15 protein-coding genes are annotated in these 23,650 nt (G+C 44.3%); 7 read left to right on the forward strand and 8 right to left on the reverse strand.

The window, feature by feature from the left end:
• Positions 1–3: 3 nt before the first annotated feature.
• From ACTXGJ_RS08355 to ACTXGJ_RS08375, 5 genes are all read right to left on the reverse strand, one after another.
• Positions 4–1,179 (reverse strand): tRNA nucleotidyltransferase, encoded by a 1,176-nt coding sequence (locus ACTXGJ_RS08355; RefSeq protein WP_443565637.1) that lies wholly within the window; start codon positions 1,177–1,179, stop codon positions 4–6.
• A gap of 124 nt (positions 1,180–1,303) precedes the next feature.
• A complete protein-coding gene (locus ACTXGJ_RS08360; protein ID WP_443565639.1) occupies positions 1,304–3,625 on the reverse strand; it encodes an NADP-dependent malic enzyme in 2,322 nt (773 codons plus the stop codon).
• Positions 3,626–4,011: 386 nt separating this feature from the next.
• Positions 4,012–5,478, reverse strand: coding sequence for a protein adenylyltransferase SelO (locus ACTXGJ_RS08365; RefSeq protein WP_443565640.1), 1,467 nt, complete (start codon positions 5,476–5,478; stop codon positions 4,012–4,014).
• A gap of 212 nt (positions 5,479–5,690) precedes the next feature.
• A complete protein-coding gene (locus ACTXGJ_RS08370) occupies positions 5,691–7,088 on the reverse strand; it encodes an acyl-CoA desaturase (RefSeq protein ID WP_439241305.1) in 1,398 nt (465 codons plus the stop codon).
• Positions 7,089–7,376: 288 nt separating this feature from the next.
• Positions 7,377–8,228: a glycerophosphodiester phosphodiesterase gene (locus ACTXGJ_RS08375; RefSeq protein WP_439241303.1), complete on the reverse strand. Its 852-nt coding sequence runs from the start codon at positions 8,226–8,228 to the stop codon at positions 7,377–7,379.
• A 426-nt stretch (positions 8,229–8,654) separates the two neighbouring features.
• On the opposite strand from ACTXGJ_RS08375, the gene ACTXGJ_RS08380 reads away from it, so the two are divergent.
• On the forward strand, positions 8,655–9,635 hold the full coding sequence (locus ACTXGJ_RS08380) for a hypothetical protein (protein WP_443565641.1): 981 nt from the start codon (positions 8,655–8,657) through the stop codon (positions 9,633–9,635).
• A 126-nt stretch (positions 9,636–9,761) separates the two neighbouring features.
• On the opposite strand, the gene ACTXGJ_RS08385 is transcribed toward ACTXGJ_RS08380, so the two are convergent.
• A complete protein-coding gene (locus ACTXGJ_RS08385; protein ID WP_443565642.1) occupies positions 9,762–10,391 on the reverse strand; it encodes a cob(I)yrinic acid a,c-diamide adenosyltransferase in 630 nt (209 codons plus the stop codon).
• A 171-nt stretch (positions 10,392–10,562) separates the two neighbouring features.
• Between ACTXGJ_RS08385 and cysS the strand changes: the two genes are divergently transcribed.
• From cysS to pdxH, 6 genes are all read left to right on the forward strand, one after another.
• Positions 10,563–12,023 (forward strand): cysteine--tRNA ligase, encoded by a 1,461-nt coding sequence (cysS, locus tag ACTXGJ_RS08390; protein ID WP_439241297.1) that lies wholly within the window; start codon positions 10,563–10,565, stop codon positions 12,021–12,023.
• A gap of 136 nt (positions 12,024–12,159) precedes the next feature.
• A complete protein-coding gene (locus tag ACTXGJ_RS08395; protein ID WP_443565643.1) occupies positions 12,160–13,911 on the forward strand; it encodes a mechanosensitive ion channel family protein in 1,752 nt (583 codons plus the stop codon).
• 294 nt (positions 13,912–14,205) lie between these two features.
• Positions 14,206–16,194: a mechanosensitive ion channel family protein gene (locus ACTXGJ_RS08400; protein ID WP_443565644.1), complete on the forward strand. Its 1,989-nt coding sequence runs from the start codon at positions 14,206–14,208 to the stop codon at positions 16,192–16,194.
• A gap of 187 nt (positions 16,195–16,381) precedes the next feature.
• On the forward strand, positions 16,382–17,851 hold the full coding sequence (guaB, locus tag ACTXGJ_RS08405) for an IMP dehydrogenase (protein ID WP_439241291.1): 1,470 nt from the start codon (positions 16,382–16,384) through the stop codon (positions 17,849–17,851).
• A 213-nt stretch (positions 17,852–18,064) separates the two neighbouring features.
• Positions 18,065–19,438 (forward strand): phosphoglucosamine mutase, encoded by a 1,374-nt coding sequence (gene glmM, locus ACTXGJ_RS08410; protein WP_439241289.1) that lies wholly within the window; start codon positions 18,065–18,067, stop codon positions 19,436–19,438.
• 36 nt (positions 19,439–19,474) lie between these two features.
• Entirely contained in the window at positions 19,475–20,116 is a 642-nt protein-coding gene (pdxH, locus tag ACTXGJ_RS08415) for a pyridoxamine 5'-phosphate oxidase (protein WP_439241357.1), read from the forward strand.
• A 183-nt stretch (positions 20,117–20,299) separates the two neighbouring features.
• Here the strand turns inward: pdxH and ACTXGJ_RS08420 are convergent, their stop codons facing one another.
• Positions 20,300–21,508 (reverse strand): HlyD family secretion protein, encoded by a 1,209-nt coding sequence (locus ACTXGJ_RS08420; RefSeq protein WP_439241287.1) that lies wholly within the window; start codon positions 21,506–21,508, stop codon positions 20,300–20,302.
• A gap of 115 nt (positions 21,509–21,623) precedes the next feature.
• Positions 21,624–23,315: an efflux MFS transporter permease gene (locus ACTXGJ_RS08425; RefSeq protein ID WP_439241285.1), complete on the reverse strand. Its 1,692-nt coding sequence runs from the start codon at positions 23,313–23,315 to the stop codon at positions 21,624–21,626.
• Positions 23,316–23,650: the final 335 nt, after the last annotated feature.

Raw genomic sequence — 23,650 nt, forward strand, 5'->3', positions numbered from 1 at the left:
AAGCTAGGTTTGCTCATTTTGAGTTTGTAGGTGCTGGATTCGAGCGTCGCGGAGAGCCGCTCCAATAGCTGGTCCTTTTAGCCCACTTGTAATATCAGTCATATCAATAGCATGAAAACTACTCAGCGCTAGCATCATTTGCAGGTGGTGAATGGCCAACTGCAGCACTTGGCTAGTGACTAATAATTGCGAGAGTTTCTCAGGGGCTTTGTGAGCGTTACAAGCTTGAATAAGATCAATCTTTTGTGCCGCGTCTAGCTCCTTTATTTTATTTAGCTGCTGCGCGTGCTCGACAAAAAGATTAGCAAACTGGGTATGCGCTTTAGGGACTTTAGCGCTCTGGCCTATGTCAATAATACTTTTAGAAGCTGTGTCTTCATCGTTTTTTAGCTGAAACAAAGAGTCATCAAGACTTGCCATAAGCAGCGCCCAGCGCTGCGAGAGGTTCAGCTGCATTTGACCGGCAAAGTATAAGGCGGTTTGTACGGTTTCTTTGATAGCAATATTTTGCCATGCCCGCGCGATTGCTACAAAATAGTCATTAAGCGCACCAATGTCAAATAGCGTCTGCCAATAAACATGAGGAGAGGTTTGCATAGTAGCACGGCTAGACTCTTGCCAAACACGCTCGCTACTTAAATGTGTAAGCTCGCCTGATTTTACTAATTGGCGCATTAAGTCCAGCGTTTCATCAGCGATGCTAAAGCCTAATTCATAGTAACGGCCGTAAAAACGCGCCACTCGCAGCACTCGTAGTGGATCTTCGCTAAAGGCAGTCGAGATATGACGTAAAGTTTTATTGTCGATATCATATAGACCATTATGATAATCGATGACTTCGCCAGTGATAGGCGTGTCATCGGTTAAGCTAATTACTTCGATTGCCATAGCATTGATGGTTAAGTCTCGACGCTGCAAGTCATCGAATAGAGTCACGTCAGGACTGGCATAGACACTAAAGCCCTGGTAGCCCCGCCCTTGCTTACGCTCAGTACGGGCAAGGGCATACTCTTGGTGCGAGGTTGGGTGCAAGAATACAGGGAAGTCTGCGCCTACTTGTTGAAAACCTGCAGCTAGCATTTGCTCGACACTGCTCCCTACTACTACGAAGTCTTTATCAGTCACAGGGCGGCCAAGCAGCCTATCGCGCACCGCACCGCCTACCAAGTACACTTGCATGATCACCTCTAAAACTTGAATTTTGACCAAAAAAAACCAGCCAACGCGTGACGTTAGCTGGTTTTATTATAGCATAGCACTTATCACTAGAGGATAAGCACTAGTACTTACTAAAATTGCAGAACTACTTTTGCTCTTCTTGCAAATCTAGCGCTTCGGTGACGGCAAGCGCAGTCATATTGACAATACGGCGAGCGGTCGCTGATGGCGTTAAGATATGTACCGGCTTGCTAGCACCCAATAAGATAGGACCGATTGAGGCACTATTGGTTGCTGTTTTCAACAAGTTAAAGGCAATATTTGCCGCATCAAGCGTTGGTAAGATGAGTAGGTTGGCCGCTCCTCTAAATTCGGTAGAAGGGAAGTCCTCTATACGAATATGCTCATCAAGCGCGGCATCCCCTTGCATCTCACCATCGAAGTCAAAGTTGACCTTCATTTCGGTCAATAGCTCATAGACTTTGCGCATTTTTACCGCGCTTTCGCGGTTTGAGGTGCCGAAGTTGGAATGCGAAACCAAAGCGACTCTCGGCGTGATACCGAAGCGCTCAAGTTGCTCCGCGGCTAATACTGTCATCTCGGCCAATTGCTCAGCAGTAGGGTCTTCATGGACATACGTATCAGCAATAAAAATATTACGATCTTGCATCAATACTGCGTTCATCGCATAAAAATCACTAACGCCTTCTTTTTTACCGATGACGTTTTGGACGTACTCTAGATGCAGTTGATAATGGCTAAACGTACCGCAGATCATACCTTCAGCATCCCCATTTTCGACTAATAAAGAGCCGATGAGTGAGGTCTTACGACGAACATCACGGCGAGCCAGCTCAATGCTAACGCCTTTACGTTTGTTCTTTTCGTAGTAGCCTTGCCAGTAATCTTTATAGCGTGGATCATCATCTTGATTGACGATAGTCATGTTGACGCCATCTTGTAGACGTAAGCCAAGTTTTTCGATATTGGCTTCAATCACTGCCGGACGACCAACCAGAATAGGCTGCGCCAATTGCTCATCGACCACAACTTGTACGGCTAATAGAACATTATTATCTTCGCCTTCGCAGTAAACGATACGCTTGGGATCTGATTTGGCGCGAGCAAAGATTGGTTTCATCACAAACGCGGAATTATAGACAAACTCAGATAACTGTTGGCGATACGCTTTCATATCTAAAATAGGCAGGCTAGCGACGCCTGAGTCCATAGCCGCCTGTGCGACAGCAGAGGCAATCTCAATGATTAAGTTTGGTTCGAGTGGGCCTGGGATCAAATAGTCGCGACCGAAACGGCGCATTTTATCCGTGGTTTTGACATTACCTACAGGGGTGGCTTCAACATGAGCCATAGCCGCAATAGCACGGACACAAGCGATTTTCATCTCTTCGTTAACGGCGGTCGCGCCGACATCTAACGCGCCACGGAAGATATAAGGGAAGCACAGTGCGTTATTGACTTGGTTAGGGTAGTCTGAGCGACCGGTTGCCATAATCACGTCTGGACGTACTGAATGCGCCAATTCTGGCATAATCTCAGGCGTTGGGTTAGCAAGAGCAAAGACGATAGGGTCTTTTGCCATACGTTTGACCATATCAGGAGTTAAAATGCCAGGCATCGATAGTCCCAAGAACATATCGGCATCATCCATAACTTCTTCAATCGTCGTCGCGTCGGTATCGCGGGCATAGCGCTGTTTAGATTCGTCAAGATTATCACGGCTAGTAGACAAGATACCGCGTGAATCAGAGACAAAGATATTGTCTTTATTAACGCCTAAGGCACAGATAATATCCAAGCACGAAATGGCAGCAGCACCAGCCCCTGAACAGACAATCTTAATCTCTTCAATTTTTTTATCGATTAAGATTAAAGCGTTAAGCAAAGCGGCCGCAACGATAATAGAAGTACCATGCTGATCATCATGAAAGACTGGGATGTTCATACGCTCGCGCAGTTCACGCTCGATTTTGAAACATTCTGGTGCTTTGATATCTTCAAGATTGATACCACCAAAAGTTGGTTCGAGAGACGCTACCGCTTCGATGAACTTGTCAGGATCGTTTTGGGCTATTTCAATATCGAAAACATCAATACCAGCGAATTTTTTGAACAGGACGCCTTTACCTTCCATAACAGGCTTTGAAGCTAGAGGACCGATATCACCTAAGCCGAGTACTGCTGTACCATTAGTGATGACACCAACTAGATTGCTACGAGCCGTATATTTAGCCGCTAGTTTTGGATCTTTTTCGATCTCAAGACAAGGTACGGCAACTCCTGGTGAGTAAGCAAGCGCTAAGTCGCGTTGGTTGGCTAGCTGCTTGATAGGAGTGACTGAGATTTTACCTGGACGAGGATGTGAATGGTAATGAAGAGCCGCTTGTTCAAACTGTTCTATTTCTGAAGTTGGGCTGTCCGTATTCAAGGAGGTATCGTCATTCATAATAATGGCCATAGTTAGGATAAAATAGTTAGAATAAAGGTGTTATAGGAGATCCAGAGGTGTCATAAAAAAAATGCTTCAAGCTGACTCATAAAAAAAAGGCTAACATCAGCGCCTTAATATTGTGAAGGCCGTTATCCATAAAAGATAATGGCTAATATACAGCCAGTTTTTTATAAAGCACACAGCGTTTAGCTAGACTGCTAAAGACTATATGCTAAAAAAATAACTATTCTAGCATCAATGTCAATTCACTGCCTAGTCAACCGGCCTTAAATGTGCAAATTAATATAACGGTACAAGTCATCTATTCAGCATAAAACTGCATAGGCTTACCCATCAGCATCGACAAATCATAAATGGATAAGCCATAGGCAACAAGCCATCTAAGAAGAGCAGCTGATCGGTAATTGCGGCGCGTTAGGTGTAGGGGGCGTCGTATCAAGTTCGGTAGCGATATCTTGTACGTCATAAGGCCGACTTAATAAGTCATAAACTCTAGCCACCTCGTCGAACTGACCTTGCTGGGCTGCAGTGATAGCGCGCTGTGCCATCTCGTTACGCAGCACGTAGACTGGATTGTTATTTTTCAAACTATCGATTACCTCATCGGTAGCTAAGGTAGCTAATCGGTTTAGATAACGCTGACGCCAGTCTTGCCAAACCGCTAGCGCTTTTGGAGGTAGTTCATGGCTTAGAATCGTTAACAATTGCTTTTCATGAGGATGTTTATTAGGAGCAACCAAGCCTAATAAAGCTCGAAAGCTATTGGTATAATCGAGTAAGTTATCTTCTAGTAGGCTCATCCACTCAAACGCCAGCTCTAAACTCTCTTGCTCGTGGGGAAGACCTAGCTTACGACACAGCCCTTGTTGGTAATGCTGCATAAAGACAGTCTCGTAAGGCGCTAAACAGTCTGCTAGAGTCTCACGAGTTACGCCCTCTAGGCGCATAAAATGCGGTAGCCAGACGTTAAGGTTCCAATAACCAATAGCGGGCTGATTTTGATAAGCGTAACGTCCGGTGTGATCAGAGTGATTATTAATCCAAGCCGGATTAAAGCGCTCCATAAAACCAAACGGTCCAAAATCTAAGGTGCTGCCGGTAATTGATAAATTATCGGTATTCATCACCCCATGGGCAAAGCCAATCAACTGCCAGTCGGCAATCATATGCGCTGTACGCTCGACAACATTGCTTAAAAATGCCAGTATCGGCTGCTCAGTATCGCGGCACTCTGGATAGTAAGTATCGATCATATAGTCAGTAAACTCGCCGAGTAAGTCCGGTGCAAAGCTCGCTATCCATTCGACATGACCGAGGCGTACATGACTATCTGCTACTCGCATCAAAGCGGCGCCTGCTTCCATTGTTTCGCGGCGCACGGGTGTATCTGAGACCACAAACGCTAGCGCATTGGAGGAGGGGATACCTAGCTGAGCAAAAGCATGGCCACATAAGTACTCACGGATAGTACTGCGTAACACCGCCCGGCCATCTCCCATTCGCGAGTAAGGCGTCAGGCCAATACCCTTAAGATGCAGGTCTTGTAAAGTTTCACTATTATCCAAGACCTGCGCCATCAGTAGACCGCGCCCATCGCCCAATTGTCCCGCCCATTGCCCAAACTGATGACCGGCATAAGCCATCGCTAGCGGCTCAAAACTCTCAGGCACATAGCGTCCACCGACGATATCGACCCAATGCTCCATCAGCTCGCTATCAGCTGACCAGCCTAATTGCTCAGCGACTTGTGAGTTAAAGTGGCCGGCACGCGGGTTATTCAGAGCGCTTGGCGGTTGTTTATGATACAGACGCGAGTCTAATTTGGCATAGCTATTTTGGTAGCGCATAACGGCTTCCTATTATGATTAAATCTCTTAAAAAGCCACTATAACATAGCCACAATATCGCAATGATAAGCTCTGTTGCTTAGTGGTAATTTATATCCAGCAGGCCCTATAAATACAGAAGAAATCTAGACAAAAAAATCCCTCTATCTATAACAGATAGAGGGTAGGAGAAACTTATTGATTAGAGGAGCTAGGAGCTAGCTTAGTTCTAACTAAGCGGCTTTATTATCAAAGCCAATCGAGCGAAACGCGGTTTTGAGATTGTTATTATGCTCAAATATTTTTTGCTCAACTTTGATATATTCGTGCTTAAGCTTATCATCAACCTCATGCAAGCGATCAGCAAACTCCGTCTTTTTCATCTCCACTGCTTTGGCTTTTAGCGCTTGCCATTCTTCAACAGTTTGTTTAAACGCATCATATTCAAACTTAATACGATCTTGGAAGTTTTGCATTGCTTGTGGAATATCAATACCGTCAGAAGTTGCTTTGTCGATTTGCTGCTGAGCACGCTTAAACTGCATTTGTACTTCGGCATGCTTGATAGTGGTGTCATCCACTCTACGCAACTCACTAGTCAAACCAAGCTTAGATAAACCTACGATTAACCATTTCGTTGGATCGTACTGCCACCATTTAACACCATTGCGATAGTCGTATTGGAAGAAGTGATGATAGTTGTGATAACCCTCACCCCAAGTAAAGATAGCTAAGATTGCGTTATCACGTGCACTATTAGTATCGGTATAAGGGCGTGTACCAAACATATGGCATAAAGAGTTGATAAAGAAAGTAAAATGATGAGTCAAGACTAGACGTAGTAGGCCTGCTAGCACTAACGTACCCCAAACATCACCGATCAACCAGCCTACGGCTGCGACCATAGCGACATTAGTCGCTAATACCCAAAGACCATAATACTTATGCTGAATTTGTAGCACTTTATCTTTGGTTAGATCAGGGATGTTTTTGTAGTCAAAGCGGCCACTAGGGTAGTTACGTAGCATCCAACCAATATGGCTAAAGAAAAACCCACGCTGCGCTGAATACGGATCTTCCATACGATCATCGACGTGACGATGATGGGTGCGGTGACCTGAGACCCAGTCAAAGGCTGAACCTTGCACAGCAAGGGTTGATCCTAATAGTAAGAAGTTTTTTACTAAAGGATGCGCTTTGTAGGCGCGATGCGACAGCAAGCGATGATAGCCTGCAGTGATACTGATACCTGTCCAGACCATAAAGGCGCCAAAGACCCCCCAGACTGGCGCACTAACTTGATGCGTTAGCAGATACCAAGGAGTAATCACCGCTGCTGCAATAGGCGTTGCGATTAAAAAAATCGCGGGTACTAAGTTAATGGGCGACTTTTGGAATTCAAGCTCAAGAGGGTCGACACCTTCGTAATTAGCCGCTGAATTCGCATTCTCGTAGCCGCTTGTAGCAGCAAACTGAGTATCTGCTGCTGCATCAGTGTTGCTTTTGTTATTATCAAACCACGTCTTAAAACGTAGCGCTTGAGTGCCAGCAGTTTGTATAAGCGTATCACTAGACTTCATAGCGAGACGTAAGCCTTTCAGTGGTAAACCTATTACTTTTTTAGCAATCATGTAATATCCCTAACGGTATTAATTTCAGCGTCTATATTACCCTAAATAAAGTATAAAGTGAACAGGTATACACTAGAAAAATATTGCTAAATAACAATAACTTGTATGAGTTATGGGATATTTATAATGAAAGCCATGTTAGCTATCAGGAGTTCAGTGAAAGTGTAAAACTGTGCGGAGATATGTTACATAAGGCATGACGCTTAGTGAGTGGATAAATCGTATTACTATTCAGGGTAAGCCTATAGTTTTTAACAAAATATCAATCGAGAACTCTCAACGCTAGGGTCATAATAATTGCGAAGGAATATCGGTGATAATGACATCCACTTGCCATTCTACCAGCTGTTTTATAGCCTCGATATCATTGACCGTCCAAGCGCTTACCGGCAACTGATAGCGGTGACAGTTATCGATAATTTGCTCGTTTAACAACGCGTAATGAATACCCAGTTGTGTACAGCCTAATCTTAGCGCGGTATTAGGTGCCGATGGTATAAGACTAGGCTCGAGCACTAATAATCCACGAGGTATCGATGATAGTTGCTGATGTCGCTGTAATTGGGCTAGTAGCTTTTTATCAAAGCTAGTCAATACCAACGGCAGGCTGGATAATGGGCTATTCACTAAATAGCGCAGTAACGCTTGCACAAGCTTGTCATGATTAGTGCGCTCGTGCGTTTTAATCTCAAGCTCGATATGAGTAAACTGGCTCAAAGTATGAGCTTGACTTCTTAATTCTGTCACCTCATAAGCCTTATCAGTACTGGCTTTATCTATACCCCACAGACTATTGAGCGCTTGACGTTGAGGCTTAAATGTAGGAGTAGACATCGAGAGTGGTAAAGACTGCGCTAACATATCGAGCGTAATGATATGGTGGCCCGATTGGGTGTGACGTTGAACCTCGCGTAGACTCAATTGGTCAATCCGCGCTTGTAAACCGCATAAACGCTGTAGAGTGTCGTCATGAAAAACAATCAAATGACCATCAGCGGTGAGTTGCACATCGAGTTCAACGCCTGCTAAGCCCCTTGCTTGCAAGCGCTTAGCGTGTTGAAAGCCGAATAAAGTGTTTTCTTGTGCTTCCACGCGCGCGCCGCGATGACCAAGGAGTTGCGTTTTTTTGAAATCTATCATAATTAAAGCAAGAATTTTTTCAGTGATAAGAGCCGGTTATTATACCTATCATAAGCTGTCTTTTATGATAGAACGTTTACTTTGAAGGTTGGTTATTGACTACGGCGTCTTTAGACGTTCTGTGTTGTGTTTTTGCAACTAATGCTGATTTTACCGCTATTAGTGGCTTTTATTTGTATATCTAGAAATTGTGATGCTGAACATCTTAGACAAACCCCGTATAATGATTTAATTTTTAATTAAGTGCCATTCTCTAAAGTAGTTATTCTTTTCTTTAAAATAGCCATTTTCAAATTATCTATTGTACAGTGCTATAGATAATGAATATGGTTCACCCTTGATTTACAAAGGATGATTGGCTACAAGGCGATTGGCTATAAAGAGTAATAAAGGCAGCTATAAAAAGGTCAGTAACTCAGGAGCTAAATGAGTATGAGCGTAGTCAAAAATAAGTGGATGAAATGGCAGCAGATTGCTGGTATTAGTTTGGTGTGTGGTTTAGCCGTTGCAGGCTGTAGTCGCCCAGATGATGAGGACAGCGTTGATACCACTGACGTCAGTGCTGAGCAGCAAGCCACTGGCGATGCTGATATTGCACCCGCAATGAGGTGTGATGACCCTATGGTTCAAGACCGCCTCAGAACTGCATTAATGAACACTTTAGATCAACAAACGCAAACGCTCGCGACTAACTATGCAAACAATGCAGAAGTGGCTATTAGCAGTAGCATGCTCGATACTAAAGTGGGCAATATCAAGATTGACGTACAGAACGCAGCGATTTTACAAGAAGGCAATGCTAGTGGCATGACCACTTGTCAGGCGAGCGTCAGCATGACCTTGCCTAGCGAGGACTTGTACCAAGCAAGCTTAATAGATTCATCCAATAATAAACCAAGCTTGCAATCGCGTTTGGCTAACGAAAACATCCGTATCAATAATAATATGTTAGTAGATGATGCTTTTAGCTATGTCATTGGTGCTCAAAACGGTCTAGTGCAAGCCCGTATCGCAGGCCAACCTGCTTTGATCCGCATTGTTGCTGATGTTATGGCAGGCTCGTCACTTAAAACTATGCTAGATGAGCAGGCAGCGATTCGCCGAGCCGAGGCGGCGGCTGCGCGTAGAGCAGCGGCGTCAAGCAGAGAGGAGAATCAAACTATTCGTCAGCCAAGAACGGTGACGCCAGTAGAGCCAATCCGTCAAGCGACTCCGCCAACACCACCGGCACCGCCGACGATTAATCAAAATAACAATGCTAACAATGATGATGAGAGTGTAGCCGCTGCTAGTACTAGTACGGATAATAGAGCCAGTACGCCAGTGAAACCAGCGCTCCCTAAGGCAATTCCTGAAGATAAGAGTATTGATATGATCATCGTTGAAGATGATAGTGCGACTTATTAAGCTTTATTTTTCTAAGCTTTATTTTTGCTGTGTCTAAAAGCTGTTCATGACCTAGTCAATAACTAAGAGACAAAGCGCTGATAGATTTAAGCTATTGGCGCTTTTTTTAGGCGTGATTAAACAGCGCTATTTACCTTCATTAAGCTTTTGTAACACTTGACTATCCCATAAGACCTCAGAGATTTGGGCAGGATCGGTACAAAAACGTGCCGCGACAAATAACCAATCAGATAACCGATTAATCAAGCTGACAGCGGTACTACGGATAGCTTGCGGGCGCTGCTGTTGTAACAACACGGCCTGACGCTCAGCGCGGCGACATACGGTACGCGCTATGTGCAATTGACTGACCAATATTGATCCTGTGGGCAAAATAAAATCTTTGAGCGGTGGCAAGCCAGCATTCATGCTATCTATCTGCTGCTCTAACCAGTCGATATGAGTCTCGTTCACGCCTTCATACTCTGGCATCGCAAGCTCCCCACCAATGTTGAATAGTAAATGCTGAATAATCACTAAGGCATGCGCAAAGCCTGACTCATTTATAAGTGATAAATGCTCAGATAGCGCTGTGTTGGCAACCGTGTTCATTTGCGTTAATTGGGCGCGTACTAAGCCAACATGCGAGTTGAGCTCATCGATATCACCCATGACTGTGAAGAGCATATCAGCTTTGCTGACGCGGCTGCCATCCGCCATGCCTGTTGTGCCATCATCACCAGTGCGAGTGTATATCTTACTTAAACGATTGCCCATTTATAACTCCTTATCTTTTATACCTAAAATGCGTGATACGCTGAAAGGTCTGTTTCTTTAACGGTTTTATTTAACAGCGCCCTGCGCTCATTGTAGTATTTTATGTCCGTTTTCGCTAAGATAATGCGTTAATATTTATATCACTTTATTTTATCAAAAGGCTATTTTGTTATGACTACCTCAGTTACCGATGCGCAGTCTCAGCTTGTTGTATACGACTCATTGACTGCCCGCAAGCAGTCCTTGCAGCCCTTAGTGGCTGGCAAGTTAGGAATGTACGTCTGCGGCATGACGGTTTATGATTACTGTCACATCGGTCACGCTCGGGTGATGGTGGCTTTTGATATGGTAGTGCGTTGGCTGACCCAATTAGGTTATGACGTCAATTATGTGCGAAATATTACTGATATCGATGACAAGATTATCGCGCGGGCTATCGAAAATAATGAAGATATCGGCACTCTGACTGAACGCTTTACAAAAGCGATGCATGAAGATGCTGCCGCGCTTGGCTGCTTGAGTCCAGATGCAGAGCCGCGCGCGACTGATCACATCGATGAGATGCAGCAAATGATCGCCACTTTAATCGAAGGCGATTATGCCTATGCTGCCAATAACGGCGATGTTTATTATGCCGTCGATAGCTTTGCCGATTATGGCAAGCTCTCCAAGCGAAAGCTTGATGAGATGCAAGCGGGCTCTCGCGTTGAAGTTGAAAGTATCAAGCACAATCCTTTTGATTTTGTTCTATGGAAAGCGGCAAAAGCAGGCGAGCCGCAGTGGATGTCTCCTTGGGGGCAAGGGCGTCCAGGCTGGCATATTGAATGCTCTGCCATGTCGACTAAATGCTTGGGTAATACCTTTGATATCCACGGCGGTGGTCATGACCTGCAGTTTCCGCATCATGAAAACGAGATTGCGCAATCGGAGGCAGCGACAGGCTGTGAGTACGCGAACAATTGGATGCACGTTGGCTTTATTAATGTCGATGGCGAAAAAATGTCTAAGTCTTTGGGCAATTTTTTTACCATACGCGAAGTCACTAACAGATATCATCCAGAAACTGTTCGGTTTTTCTTATTATCGAGCCATTACCGCAGTCAAATAAATTTCTCTGATAGCGCCTTAGATGAAGCGCATAACAGCCTAAGTAGATTATATAATGCGCTTAAAATCGCTGAGCAACAACAGAATCAAGCGCTTGAGACTGACAATGAGCTTATCAATCAAGCGTATCAAAGCGTGGCAGGTCAAGACTTTATGGCCGCTATGAATGATGATTTTAATAGCTCAGCGGCTATTAGTGTCTTGTTTGGTCTAGCAAGCGAAGTCAATAAAGCGGCAAAAGCGGAAGATACAGCTAAGGCTTGGCAGTCAGCCCAGCAGCTGCAAGCGCTCGCCAAATCATTAAATATCTTACAGCAACCGCCAAAGCAGTTTTTGCAAGCAGTTATTGGTGAAGAGTCGGAGGATGGGCTTAGTGATGCGGCTATTGATGCGCTTATTACTGAGCGTGGCGACGCCAAAACGAATAAAGACTATGCGCGGGCTGATGAGATTCGAGGTCAACTAAAAGAGGCGGGCATTGAGCTTGAGGATAGTAGCGCTGGCACGACTTGGCGCCGCGCTTGACACAGCTGCTGCTATAAACGGACAAAACCACCAAGATAACTACAAATACTCATAGATAAAGCCAGCTTAATGCTGGCTTTTTTTAATGGACTCAATTAGCTTATATTTAAAGTAGTTTGATAAGCGATAACACTCCATGCGAATACATGTTTTCTTACTTTTTATGCTGAGTCTCTGCTCCTTTTCGCTCAATGCAGCAACGGAAGAGAGGGGAGGGTCTGCTAGCGTACAAACTCAGCAGCAAGCAAGGCAGGCCGATAAGCTACAAGTAAATACTGAGCTTAAAGGAGAGTATAACGAAAACTATTATCTGTTAGAAAAGTTGAATACGGGGTTGCCGCCATTATCACCGCCGCCCAATTTATTAACGCCGATGGCAACTTTAGAGTTTTTTCAAACGGCGGTAACGAGGGAGCAGTTTGATTTAGCTGTCTATGCGCTAAACTTGAATTTGTTTGCGCCCAGCACCCAAACTAGCCGCGGTATTGAGCTGTCTAAACGTCTTAATTATTTATTAAATAGAAAAAATCTTTATGTTTTTAATAAAATGCCGGATCGTCCTGATGGTTTGATTGAGCCTTCTTTTGGAGGAGGGAGCAGCATTCATGGCGTCTCGCGCCGCTCTATTCGGCTTGGCGACATAGAGTATTTAGAGCACCGCATACCGATATTTATCGAGCGGGTAAAGATAGAGGACAACACGCCGGTTTGGGTATTCTCAGCACAAACGGTCAGCCATATCGATAAGCTCTACGAGCAATACAAACCGGCGACGTTTGAGCGCTATCTGCCCTCATGGCTACTGTTAAGGTTTTTTGGTATCGCTGTTTGGGAGTTTTTAGCCTTACTCATTTTCTTCTTCATCACTATCGCGGTGGGATGGGTGTTCAGTAGACTCACTGGTAAACTAATAGATCACTATACGAGTAATGAAGTGCTGTCTAAAGTGGGTCATAAAAAAAGCATCACTGAATTAGTCAATAAATTTACTGTGCCGCTGACTTTTACCATTAGTTTTTCTTTAGTATTTACTTTGGTGTCAGGTGGTTTTCCCTTTATACAGGCTATCGCCACGGACACTAGGCCTATCGTATGGGTAGCTTTAGTACTGAGCGTCTTATGGCTAGGTATCCGCGTGATTAACTTTTTTGCCAATCGCTACGAGGATCTGCAAATCGAAAGTTTGGGCGAGGAGCAGTACGATGAGTATCGCCAGCGTAGTACTTATTTGTCGATATTTCGGCGCGTTTTTATCTTTGTTATGGTGCTTGGCAGTGTTTGGATAGGCTTGAGCGAGTTTGTCAATATAGAAGGACTTGGCAAGACCTTATTGACTTCAGCCGGTATCTTGAGTGTGATTATTGGTATTGCCGCGCAGCCGACACTTGGTAATATCGTCGCTGGCATGCAGATCGCCATTACCCAGCCCATACGTATCGGTGACACGATTATGATTGATGGTAATTGGAGCACAGTCGAGAATTTAGGCTACACCTATGCCACTATTAAAACTTGGGACGAGCGCCGCTTATTTGTGCCGATGCGCTATTTTGTCAATCAGACTATCGAAAACTTGTCGCATCCTGAATCTCATCTAACGCGCACGGTCTCTTTACTCGTAGATTATGGCATCAATGTTGATGGTATTCGGCAAAAATACAGCGAGGTGGTCAAAGCCAGTCAATACTGGGATGGCGAAACTGAGCCTATGCTGCAGGTGCTGTCAGTCGCTAGGGATACTATTGAGCTGTACGGCACTATAGCAGCTAATAATCCTGATGATGCTTGGATGCTAGAATGTGAAGTACGAGAGCAAATGCTAAAGTATCTTTATGATAAACAAAAGCCTTATCTGCCAGCTGAGCGTATCACCTTTAAAGAGAACTGAAAAAGTAGAAAAAAAGAAGTAAAAGCTAAGGGGTATGAAGAAAAACACATTAGCACGGTTTTTTATTTTTATAGTGGAGCGACTTTATAAGCTAAGTAGATAAAATACGTAGACTAACAAATAAAGTCAGTTCTATACTGGCTTTATGTTATGGACTGCTTTAATTTATCAGCATACTTCTGCCAGAAAATTATAAATATGACAAAGTTTCATGCTCTTATATCCTGTAGTGCTAAGCGGTGCAAAGTAATGCCTTGTAATACTAAGCATCATGCGTCTAAGGGCGTTACTGTTATGCCCAATACGGTTGTGCTTGATAACCCTCTGCCCAATAATGTAGCTAAGACTAAGGGTGCTACGAGCTCTTTGCGCTCAAGCAGTATGGGGATAGTCTATATACTGACGGCTTGGTTATTACTCTCGATTATCTATCTACCTGTCTATGCTGCAGAAAATGTCGAAGATAGCCAAGACAGTCAAGCTAATACGGCTGATAGTTCGCCGATATCTATCACCACTCAGCCTGACAATATCGTTGATTACGCTGAAGATAAAATTAAGAGTATCGATCTAGAAGATATCAACCCTGCCAAAATGATTAACAAGGTCCTTGATCCCTCAGAAAAAATAGCAGTGCCGCAAGCTGGGTATTTGCAAGGCGATACTGAGATTATAGGAGACTATAACGCCAACTATTATCCTCTAAATAAGCTCAATGAAGGCTTGCCACCTTTGTCTGAACCACCGCATTTATCGAGTCCACTAGCAACGATGGAGTTTTTTCAATCCGCTATTATGAAACAGCAATTTGGGTTGGCAGCTTATGCACTAAATATGAACCTGATTGATAGTGAGCGCCAGCCTAACCGCGCCGTTGAGCTCTCAAAACGCCTAGATTATTTATTGCGTAAAAAAGAGCTGTATGTTTTCAACGATATGCCGGATCGTCCCGATGGTTTGATTGAGCCAACGATAGGCAGCAGTAATAGCGTGCGCGGCATTCCGCGTCGCTCAATCCGCTTGGGCTATATAGATTATCGTGAGCGCCGAGTACCTATCTCTATAGAGCGTGTGCGCGTTGGCGAGCAGCAGCCAGTTTGGGTGTTTTCGGCGCACACTGTTGGTAATATAGATAATCTGTATGAGCAATATCAACCCGCTAAATTTGAGCGTTATTTGCCCTTAATACTGACCGCGCGTCTCTTCGGTATCGCTATATGGGAATACTGCGCTTTGCTGTTGTTTTTCCTAACGACTATGGGTCTGGGGTGGCTGCTAAGTACAGGCGTTGGCAAGCTTATCAATATGGGAGCAAGTAAAAGCGATAAGCAAACGAGCGAGAGCGTAGGACGCCGTAGTGTTAAGGATATGGCCAATAAACTGACCGTACCTTTGACCTTAACCATTAGCTTCTCTTTGGTCTATACCTTAGCTTCCGGCGGCTTTCCTTATCTTGATGCGGTAGCAACCGCGACTCGGCCGATCATTTGGGTGTTTTTAGTCATTAGTACGGTATGGCTAGGGATTCGGATCATTCATTTTTTTGCCAACCGTTATCAAGACTTACAAATCGATAGTTTGGGTGAAGAGCAGCTCGATAAATACCGTATACGTCTCACTTATGTCTCGATATTTAGGCGTGTCTTTATTTTTGTTATGATCTTGGGCAGTATTTGGATTGGCATCAGTGAGTTTACCAATGTCGAGGGATTAGGGAAAACCTTATTAACGTCAGCGGGTATTGCTGGGGTAGTGATTGGGGTGGCGGCGCAGCCTACTTTGGGCAATATAATCGCTGGCATGCAAGTAGCTATTACTCAGCCTGTGCGCATCGCTGATACTGTGATGATAGAAGGCGATTGGACGACTATTGAGGATCTGCGATATACCTATGCGGTGCTCAAAACTTGGGATGAGCGGCGGTTAATTATACCGATGCGCCATTTTGTCACTGAGATTGTCGAGAACTGGTCACATACGGAATCACATCAAACAAGGCCGGTTTATCTCTATGTTGATTATGGCGTCGATGTTGAGGTCATTAGACAAAAATTTATTGCCGTGGTTAAAGAAAACGAACTATGGGATGGTGAGACTACACCTGAGCTCATCGCCACTGCAGTTAACGAAGATACGATTACCCTACGCGGCGCGCTAGCTTCTGATAGTCCACTGAATGCTTGGATGCTCGAATGCCAAGTCCGTGAGGTCATGCTTGCTTATTTGTACGAGGAACAAAAATCGTATCTACCAACCGAACGCATAACTTTTAAAGAGGACTAAATAAAGACACTAATTAAAGAGACTTAGCGATAAAAATAGGATGTGAGAAGGCGTTGAATTTGCTATAATATGGCGTTATTTTAAAGGGATAACTAAGACATCAAGATAGCTGCTGCGTTATATTTACGCCTTTATCATCTTGCAGTCTAGCTCCCACCCATCAAAATAGCCACTATTAGGGGTATGTATGTTACGTATTGTCGATGAAGCCTTAACTTTTGATGACGTGTTATTGTTACCCGCCTATTCTGAAGTCCTGCCAAAATCTGCCGATCTCTCTACACGCTTAACCAGAAATATCACTTTGAATCTACCTTTAGTCTCTGCTGCTATGGATACGGTGACTGAATCTGAGATGGCCATCACTATGGCGCAATTGGGCGGCATTGGTATTTTGCATAAAAGCATGGATATCGATAAGCAGGCCACGCAAGTACGCCGCGTCAAAAAGTTTGAAGCCGGTACGGTTGTCGATCCTATTACCGTCCACCCTGAGATGACTATTGGCGATCTATTAAGGCTCACTGAGGACAATAACATCTCAGGTGTACCAGTCGTAGAAAAAGGCACTGATAAAGTCGTCGGTATTGTCACTCATCGTGATTGGCGCTTTGAGACCAATCTAAAGCAGCCTGTCAGTGAGATCATGACCCCAAAAGAGCAATTAGTAACGGTTCATGAAGGCGAGAGTAATGAGAATATCAAAAAATTGCTGCACGAGCATCGCATTGAAAAAGTGATTGTCATTGATGATGATTTTCGTCTGCGCGGTTTGATTACGGTCAATGACTTTGCTAAGGCTGAAAACAATCCGAACGCTTGTAAAGATGATAAAGGTCGTCTGCGCGTCGGCGCCGCTGTTGGCACTGGGGCGGACACTGAGTCGCGCGTAGAAGCTTTGATCGCCGCTGATGTCGATGTATTAGTCGTTGATACCGCTCATGGACATTCTAAAGGTGTGATCGAAAAGGTTTCTTGGATTAAAAAGAACTTTCCAAATATCCAAGTTATCGGTGGTAATATCGCCACAGGAGATGCCGCCTTAGCCTTACGTGATGCAGGCGCTGATGCGGTAAAAGTCGGTATTGGTCCTGGCTCTATCTGTACTACTCGCATCATCGCTGGTATCGGCGTGCCACAAATATCGGCGATTGATAATGTTGCAAGCGCGCTAAAAAACAGCATTCCGCTGATTGCTGATGGCGGTATCCGTTATTCAGGAGATATGGCCAAAGCTATCGCTGCTGGCGCCTCTTGTATCATGGTCGGATCCTTAATGGCAGGTACTGAAGAAGCGCCAGGAGAGGTTGAGCTCTTTCAGGGTCGCTACTATAAAGCTTATCGCGGTATGGGCAGCCTTGGCGCGATGTCAGGCTCAAACGGCTCCTCGGATCGCTACTTCCAAGATGCCAAAGATGGCGTAGAAAAATTAGTGCCCGAAGGTATCGAAGGCCGTGTTCCTTATAAAGGTCCAGTCGCTGGTATCGTCAATCAATTGGTCGGCGGTTTGCGCTCATCGATGGGTTATACAGGCAGCGCGACTATTGAGGAAATGCGTAGCAATCCGCAGTTTATCAAAGTCACCTCAGCAGGTATGAAAGAGTCGCATGTCCATGATGTGCAAATCACTAAAGAAGCGCCTAACTATCGTGTATAAGCTATCGCGCATAAGCGCTTAAGTGTGAAATCTTTTATCAAACTACAAGCGTTATTTATAATATAATAATAGCGAGATACAAACAGTCAACAATGCTCTGTCATTGTTGACTGTTTTTTTTCGTAAAATAACTGAGTAGTAAAGCCCCTTATAAAAGGATGGTTATACTGGTTGTTAGGTGTTTTTTAAATTGAGTGTAAGGATGTCATAATAATGAGCTATTTCGGTACAGACGGTATTCGTGGGAAATTTGGGGAGTTACCAATCACCCCTGATTTTATTCTTAAATTAGGCTATGTGACCGGACAAGTACTGATAGAGAACCAAAGCCATGCTGCGCGTAAGCCAAGTGTCGTCATCGGTAAAGATACGCGGCTGTCGGGCTATGTCATCGAAGGCGCGTTGCAAGCAGGCTTCAATGCTGCAGGCGTCGATGTTCATATGCTAGGGCCGCTGCCTACGCCTGCGATTGCTCATCTGACTCGCAGCTTTAATGCCGATGCTGGGGTAGTCATTTCAGCCTCTCACAACCCGTACTATGATAATGGTATCAAGCTGTTCTCAGGTGATGGTAAAAAACTTAACGATGAGATGCAAAACGCTATCAATGCGAAATTAGATGCTATCATGACAGCGGATCCAGCAGACGAGGCGGCGCTAATGATGCCTATTGCTGATCCTGCCAAACTAGGTAAAAACCATCGCATTGATGATGCAAAGGGCCGCTATATTGAGTTCTGTAAGGGCAGCTTCCCTTATCAGCATGATTTAGATCATCTCAAAATCGTCGTGGACTGCGCCAATGGGGCGGGTTATAGCGTAGCGCCAAGAGTGCTACGCGAGCTTGGCGCTAACGTGATTGCCATTAATAATACGCCTGACGGTATCAATATCAACTCTGAATGCGGCTCCACGCATCCTGAAGGGCTGCAAAAAGCAGTATTAGAACATAATGCAGATGTCGGCATCGCGCTTGATGGCGATGGCGACCGTATTGTGATGGTGGATGACTTAGGTCATCTAGTCGACGGTGATGGTATTCTCTATGTGCTCGCCACGCAAGGCAAGCAGCTGGCGAAAGGGGTTGCCGGTACCTTGATGAGCAATATGGGTTTAGAGCTGGCGCTACAAGCGAAAGATATTGAGTTTGCGCGCGCTAAAGTTGGTGATCGTTACGTGATGCATGAGCTGGAAGCGAAAGGCTGGATATTAGGCGGCGAGCCCTCAGGCCATATTTTATGTTTAGATAAGAGCCGCACCGGCGACGCGATTATAGCAGCGCTACAAGTACTCGCAGTGATGCAAGAACAAGATAGAGCTTTAAGCGCTTTAATTGAAGACTTCACAGTCTTACCGCAAAAGCTAGTCAACGTGCGTCTGGCGAAAATGCAAGATCCGTTTGCCAATCCAGAGCTGGTCGCAGCTTTTGATAAAGCCCGTACTAAGCTTGAGGGTCGTGGTCGCTTGCTTATTCGTCAGTCAGGCACAGAGCCGATGATTCGGGTAATGGTCGAGTCCGATGATGAGATAGAATGTGATGTGATGGCGAATGAGCTCGCCGACCAAATCAAAGCTCACTTGGGCTAGGCGCGTTTAACATTCACAAAAGGAGTCTTTATGAGTATGGATTTTACCGATCAGCGTTTGTCTTACGAAAAAGGTGAGCTTGATCAGTCCTTGGTACCAAAGTCGCCATTTACGCTATTTAAAGCTTGGATGAATGAAGCGCTAGAGCAAAAAGTACAAGAGCCTTATGCGATGAGTCTTGCGACATGCGGCGCAGATAACAAGCCTAGCGTGCGTATCGTCTTATTGCGGGAAGTGACGGATACCGGTATCGTCTTTTATACCAATTATGAGAGCGCAAAAGGCCAAGACATCGCTCAAAACCCGAATGCTGAAGTACTGTTTTTTTGGCACGAGCTTGAGCGTCAAGTGCGTATCAGTGGCTCTATTGCCAAAATAGCTGCTGATAAGTCGGCTCAGTATTTTCAGAAGCGCCCGCATGATAGTCAAGTCGGCGCTTGGGTGAGTCAACCGCAAAGCGGGGAAGTGGCCAATCGGGAAGTGATGGAGGATAAGTTTGCTCAGTTATTAAAAGAGTACCCTCAAGATGCCAAAGTGCCAACGCCTGAATTTTGGGGTGGTTATGAGATTACGATTGAGCGTATTGAGTTTTGGCAAGGTCGTGCCAATCGTGTGCATGATCGCATCGTTTATAGCAAAGAAAACAGTTGTTGGACGACCAAACGCTTATTACCGTAGCATGACGTTTAATGAGTAGTACAAAAAGCCATTTTATCGCTGTTAATTCAGTTTAAAGTGGCTTTTTTGGTATTTCAAAATTAGTTTTGTTGATTCCGTGGGTTATCACTAGCGCTAGGACAAATTTTAGGAAATCCTATTTAAAGGACTTCCCTTGCGAACCTAAAATTGTAATACAATTTTTTAACGGTTCTCAGTATCGACCTCTACTGACACCGACATACCTGGACGTAGTTTTGCCAGCTCAGGCTGATTTTGTTCTAGATCAATACGCACTGGGATGCGCTGAGCGATTTTTATGTAGTTGCCGGTAGCAGGATTGGCCGCGCCGGCACTGAACTCACTACCAGTTGCCGGTGAGATGCTGCTGACATGACCGTTGAATTTTGCACCGTCTAGCGCGTCAACTCGAATTGATGCAGGCTCACCAATAGCTATATTTGCCACTTGAGTTTCTTTGAAATTAGCGATAATCCAAACGCCTTTGGGTACGATATACATCAGTTGAGTACCGGCATTGACATACTGACCAACTTTTACGCTGACTTGGCTTAATTGTCCTGATTCCGGAGCTTTGATAACAGTGTTGTCCAAGCTGATTTTTGCTTGTTTGGCGGCCGCTTCAGCATTTTTGATATTGGCATCTAATGAAGAGCGACTACTGCTAGTTTTTTTGCGGTTTTCGCGAGCAGCCTGTAGATTCGCCTGCGCTTGTTGTACTCCCGCTTGCGCTTGTGCTAACGCCGCTTTGGTATGAGCAACCTCAGCTTTTGATACAGCGCCGATAGCATCTAAACCTTGATAACGATTGACATCTTCAACAGCACTATCAACGCTTACTTTAGCACTATACAAATCAGCTGCACGCGCTTCGATTTGTGCTTGACTGGTTTGCGTATCCTGAGCGTTGCTGGAACGATTGGTAACGGCCACTTCTATATTCGCCTCAGCTTGCTCGAGCTGCTGCTGAAAGGTACGGTCATCAATTTTGACTAACAAATCGCCCGCTTGCACGTTAGCAAAATCCTCTACCGCAACCTCAGTGACATAACCTGAGACTTGCGGACTGATTACCGTGGTTTGACCTTTCACAAAAGCATTATTCGTTTGCTTCACAACGGGGGTAAAAGGGGGGAGCTTCCAGGCATATAAAATTAAGGCAATGCCGAGAATAATTAAGCCAATGAGTAATGCTAAATTCAGATAAGACTTCTTTTTGGGAGACCAACCTGCCGGAGAGGAGATAGGTTCTTCAGGAGGTAGGGAAGGTGCTTGCGAGTCATCATCTAAATCTGTCTTATCGGCAGCCGGAGTGGTGGTCTTAGAATCTGGAGTAGGGTTGTTTTCTACTGGCGTTTTTGAGTCAAGCTCATTAAGTTTTTCTTGGCTCATAACGCGCTCCTATAGTTTGGCATAAGCATGTGAGTTAGCTTTAATGGCATTGAGTGTTTATTGTTTCAAGTTAACAATATAGTTGTAATATAAGTGATGAGTATGAAGAAAAGCATTATTTTTGTTCACGCATTTTTGCTATGGCTGCTAGCTCTTTGGCAAGAGGGTTAATCTTATGGTAACGATTATAGAGATAGCTTATTAATAATATGAGCATGGTTAGGGTAGCGATAGTCGCCATTAAAAAAAATAAATCAGCGTAAGCGGCAACGCTAGCTTGGCGCTGAATACCTTGAGCAATTTTTCCCATGGCCGCTATACTTGCTTGATTCGCGTCCAGCGTTTGAGTAGAAAGTGCTGCACGCGCATCTGTCAGCTGACTCAGTACTCCAGGGTCACCTAAATTGAGTGAGCTGACCATATCCGCATAATGCATCTGAGTACGAATAGTAGTAAAGGCTTGGATGGCGGCGGCACCTGCCAAACCACCCACGGTTTGTGAAATACTAAAAATCACCGAAAAGCTTATAATATAAGCGGGTCCATTAGAGATAGCTCGGAACATCCCTTCAAAAACCATTGGCCCCATAAAATAGACGGCGGCAAAAGCAATAAGAAATTGGCTGAGATAAAACATATAAGGGGCTGAATTTAAAGAAACATCCGTATCCAACCATGCTCCTAAGGCAATCAAAGCTAACGAAAAAATGATCGGACGCCGCAAATCTATAGCTTTGGTAGTAAAAATGCTAATGCTCAAAGCTAGCACGCTGGCGGCTAATATCACGGCATAAAAAGTAATGAGCTGTTCATTCGCGTAGCCAAGATTGGCTAGTAACCCAGCTGCTCCTACATTTTGCTCAGATAATAAAATACGCATCACAGCGCCGGTTATCATAAAGGCAATAATATTGCGGCTACGCATCCAGCGCACTTGCAGCATAGGGTTTTGGCGATGAGTTTCAATCCATAAAGCTATCGAGATAGTCGCGACCGCAATGATTAGAGGGTAGCTCAACCAAGGAGTCGTCCACCATTGAATTCTACCTTGCACTAAGAATACTGCTAAGGCTGCAAGGCCGCTAGCAAAGAAAGCAAAGCTTAAAATATCAAGTTTCTCAAAGACTTTTTCGGTAATACCCGGTGGTAGCTCTAGTAGATTAATCAGTCCAAAGCATATCAGTGCCAGACCAAGCTCAAATAAAAATAAACTCTCAAGTAAGCCATCAGCGGTTAGATAAGGCGAGATGATTCGTGATAATGGGGTGCCAAACTGCAATAAACCAAAACCTAAAATCAAGCCGCTAATACGTTTGGCGCTCGGCATACCTTGAAGGCAGTAAAAAATAGCTAGCACGGTCATAGCACTAGCAACAATGCCACTAAGAGCACGCGCGATAATTTCTAAATGATAAGCATTGATGATAATACCGGTAGTCGTACTCAATAAATGACTACTTACTAACCATTGCAAACTAGTAGCCGCTAATAAAAAAAACAGAGTAATTTTACTAAAGAGCGACATGCCAAATTGCTGACGAATTTTGTATAGCAGCACCGTAATACAAGCATTAGTCATATTATAAGCGACAGATATCCAACCACCCTCTACTGGAGTCAGTCCCATTTCGCCTTGAATTTGGGGTAAGTTAGCGACCAGAAGACCATTTTGAAAACTAGCAGTTAGACCGATGAAAATTCCAATCAGTAAATAAAGGACTTTGCGGCGCGCAGGATGATCAGGATTGGCAGGAGAGCCAACCATAAACGGTTTTTCATGAGGTTTGAACTGATAGTCAATACTCATCAGTGTTTATCAATTTAATTAAGAAGGGTGATAAGAGCATATAGTGCAGTTGCCAAATAAAGTGACCTTACTTCGGTACTATTTTATCATAACTTTTATTAGCGGCTAATAAGCTAAACTAATATTTGAAGGGTGATGGATTATGACCGCAGGTTTTACATTTTTATTAGTCCCCTATAACATATCGACTAATAAGTTCTAAAATGTTAATTGCTGACTAAAGTTTAAAATATATAATAAGATTTACTTTAGCTTTAAATATAGTCTAATCCAAATAAAACCGATACAATCCTATTAACAATTGCATTTAATGAAATAAACGATGACTTATTCAA

Origin of the sequence: Psychrobacter sp. 1Y11, from assembly GCF_052259045.1 — a bacterium.
Taxonomy (GTDB): Bacteria; Pseudomonadota; Gammaproteobacteria; order Pseudomonadales; family Moraxellaceae; genus Psychrobacter.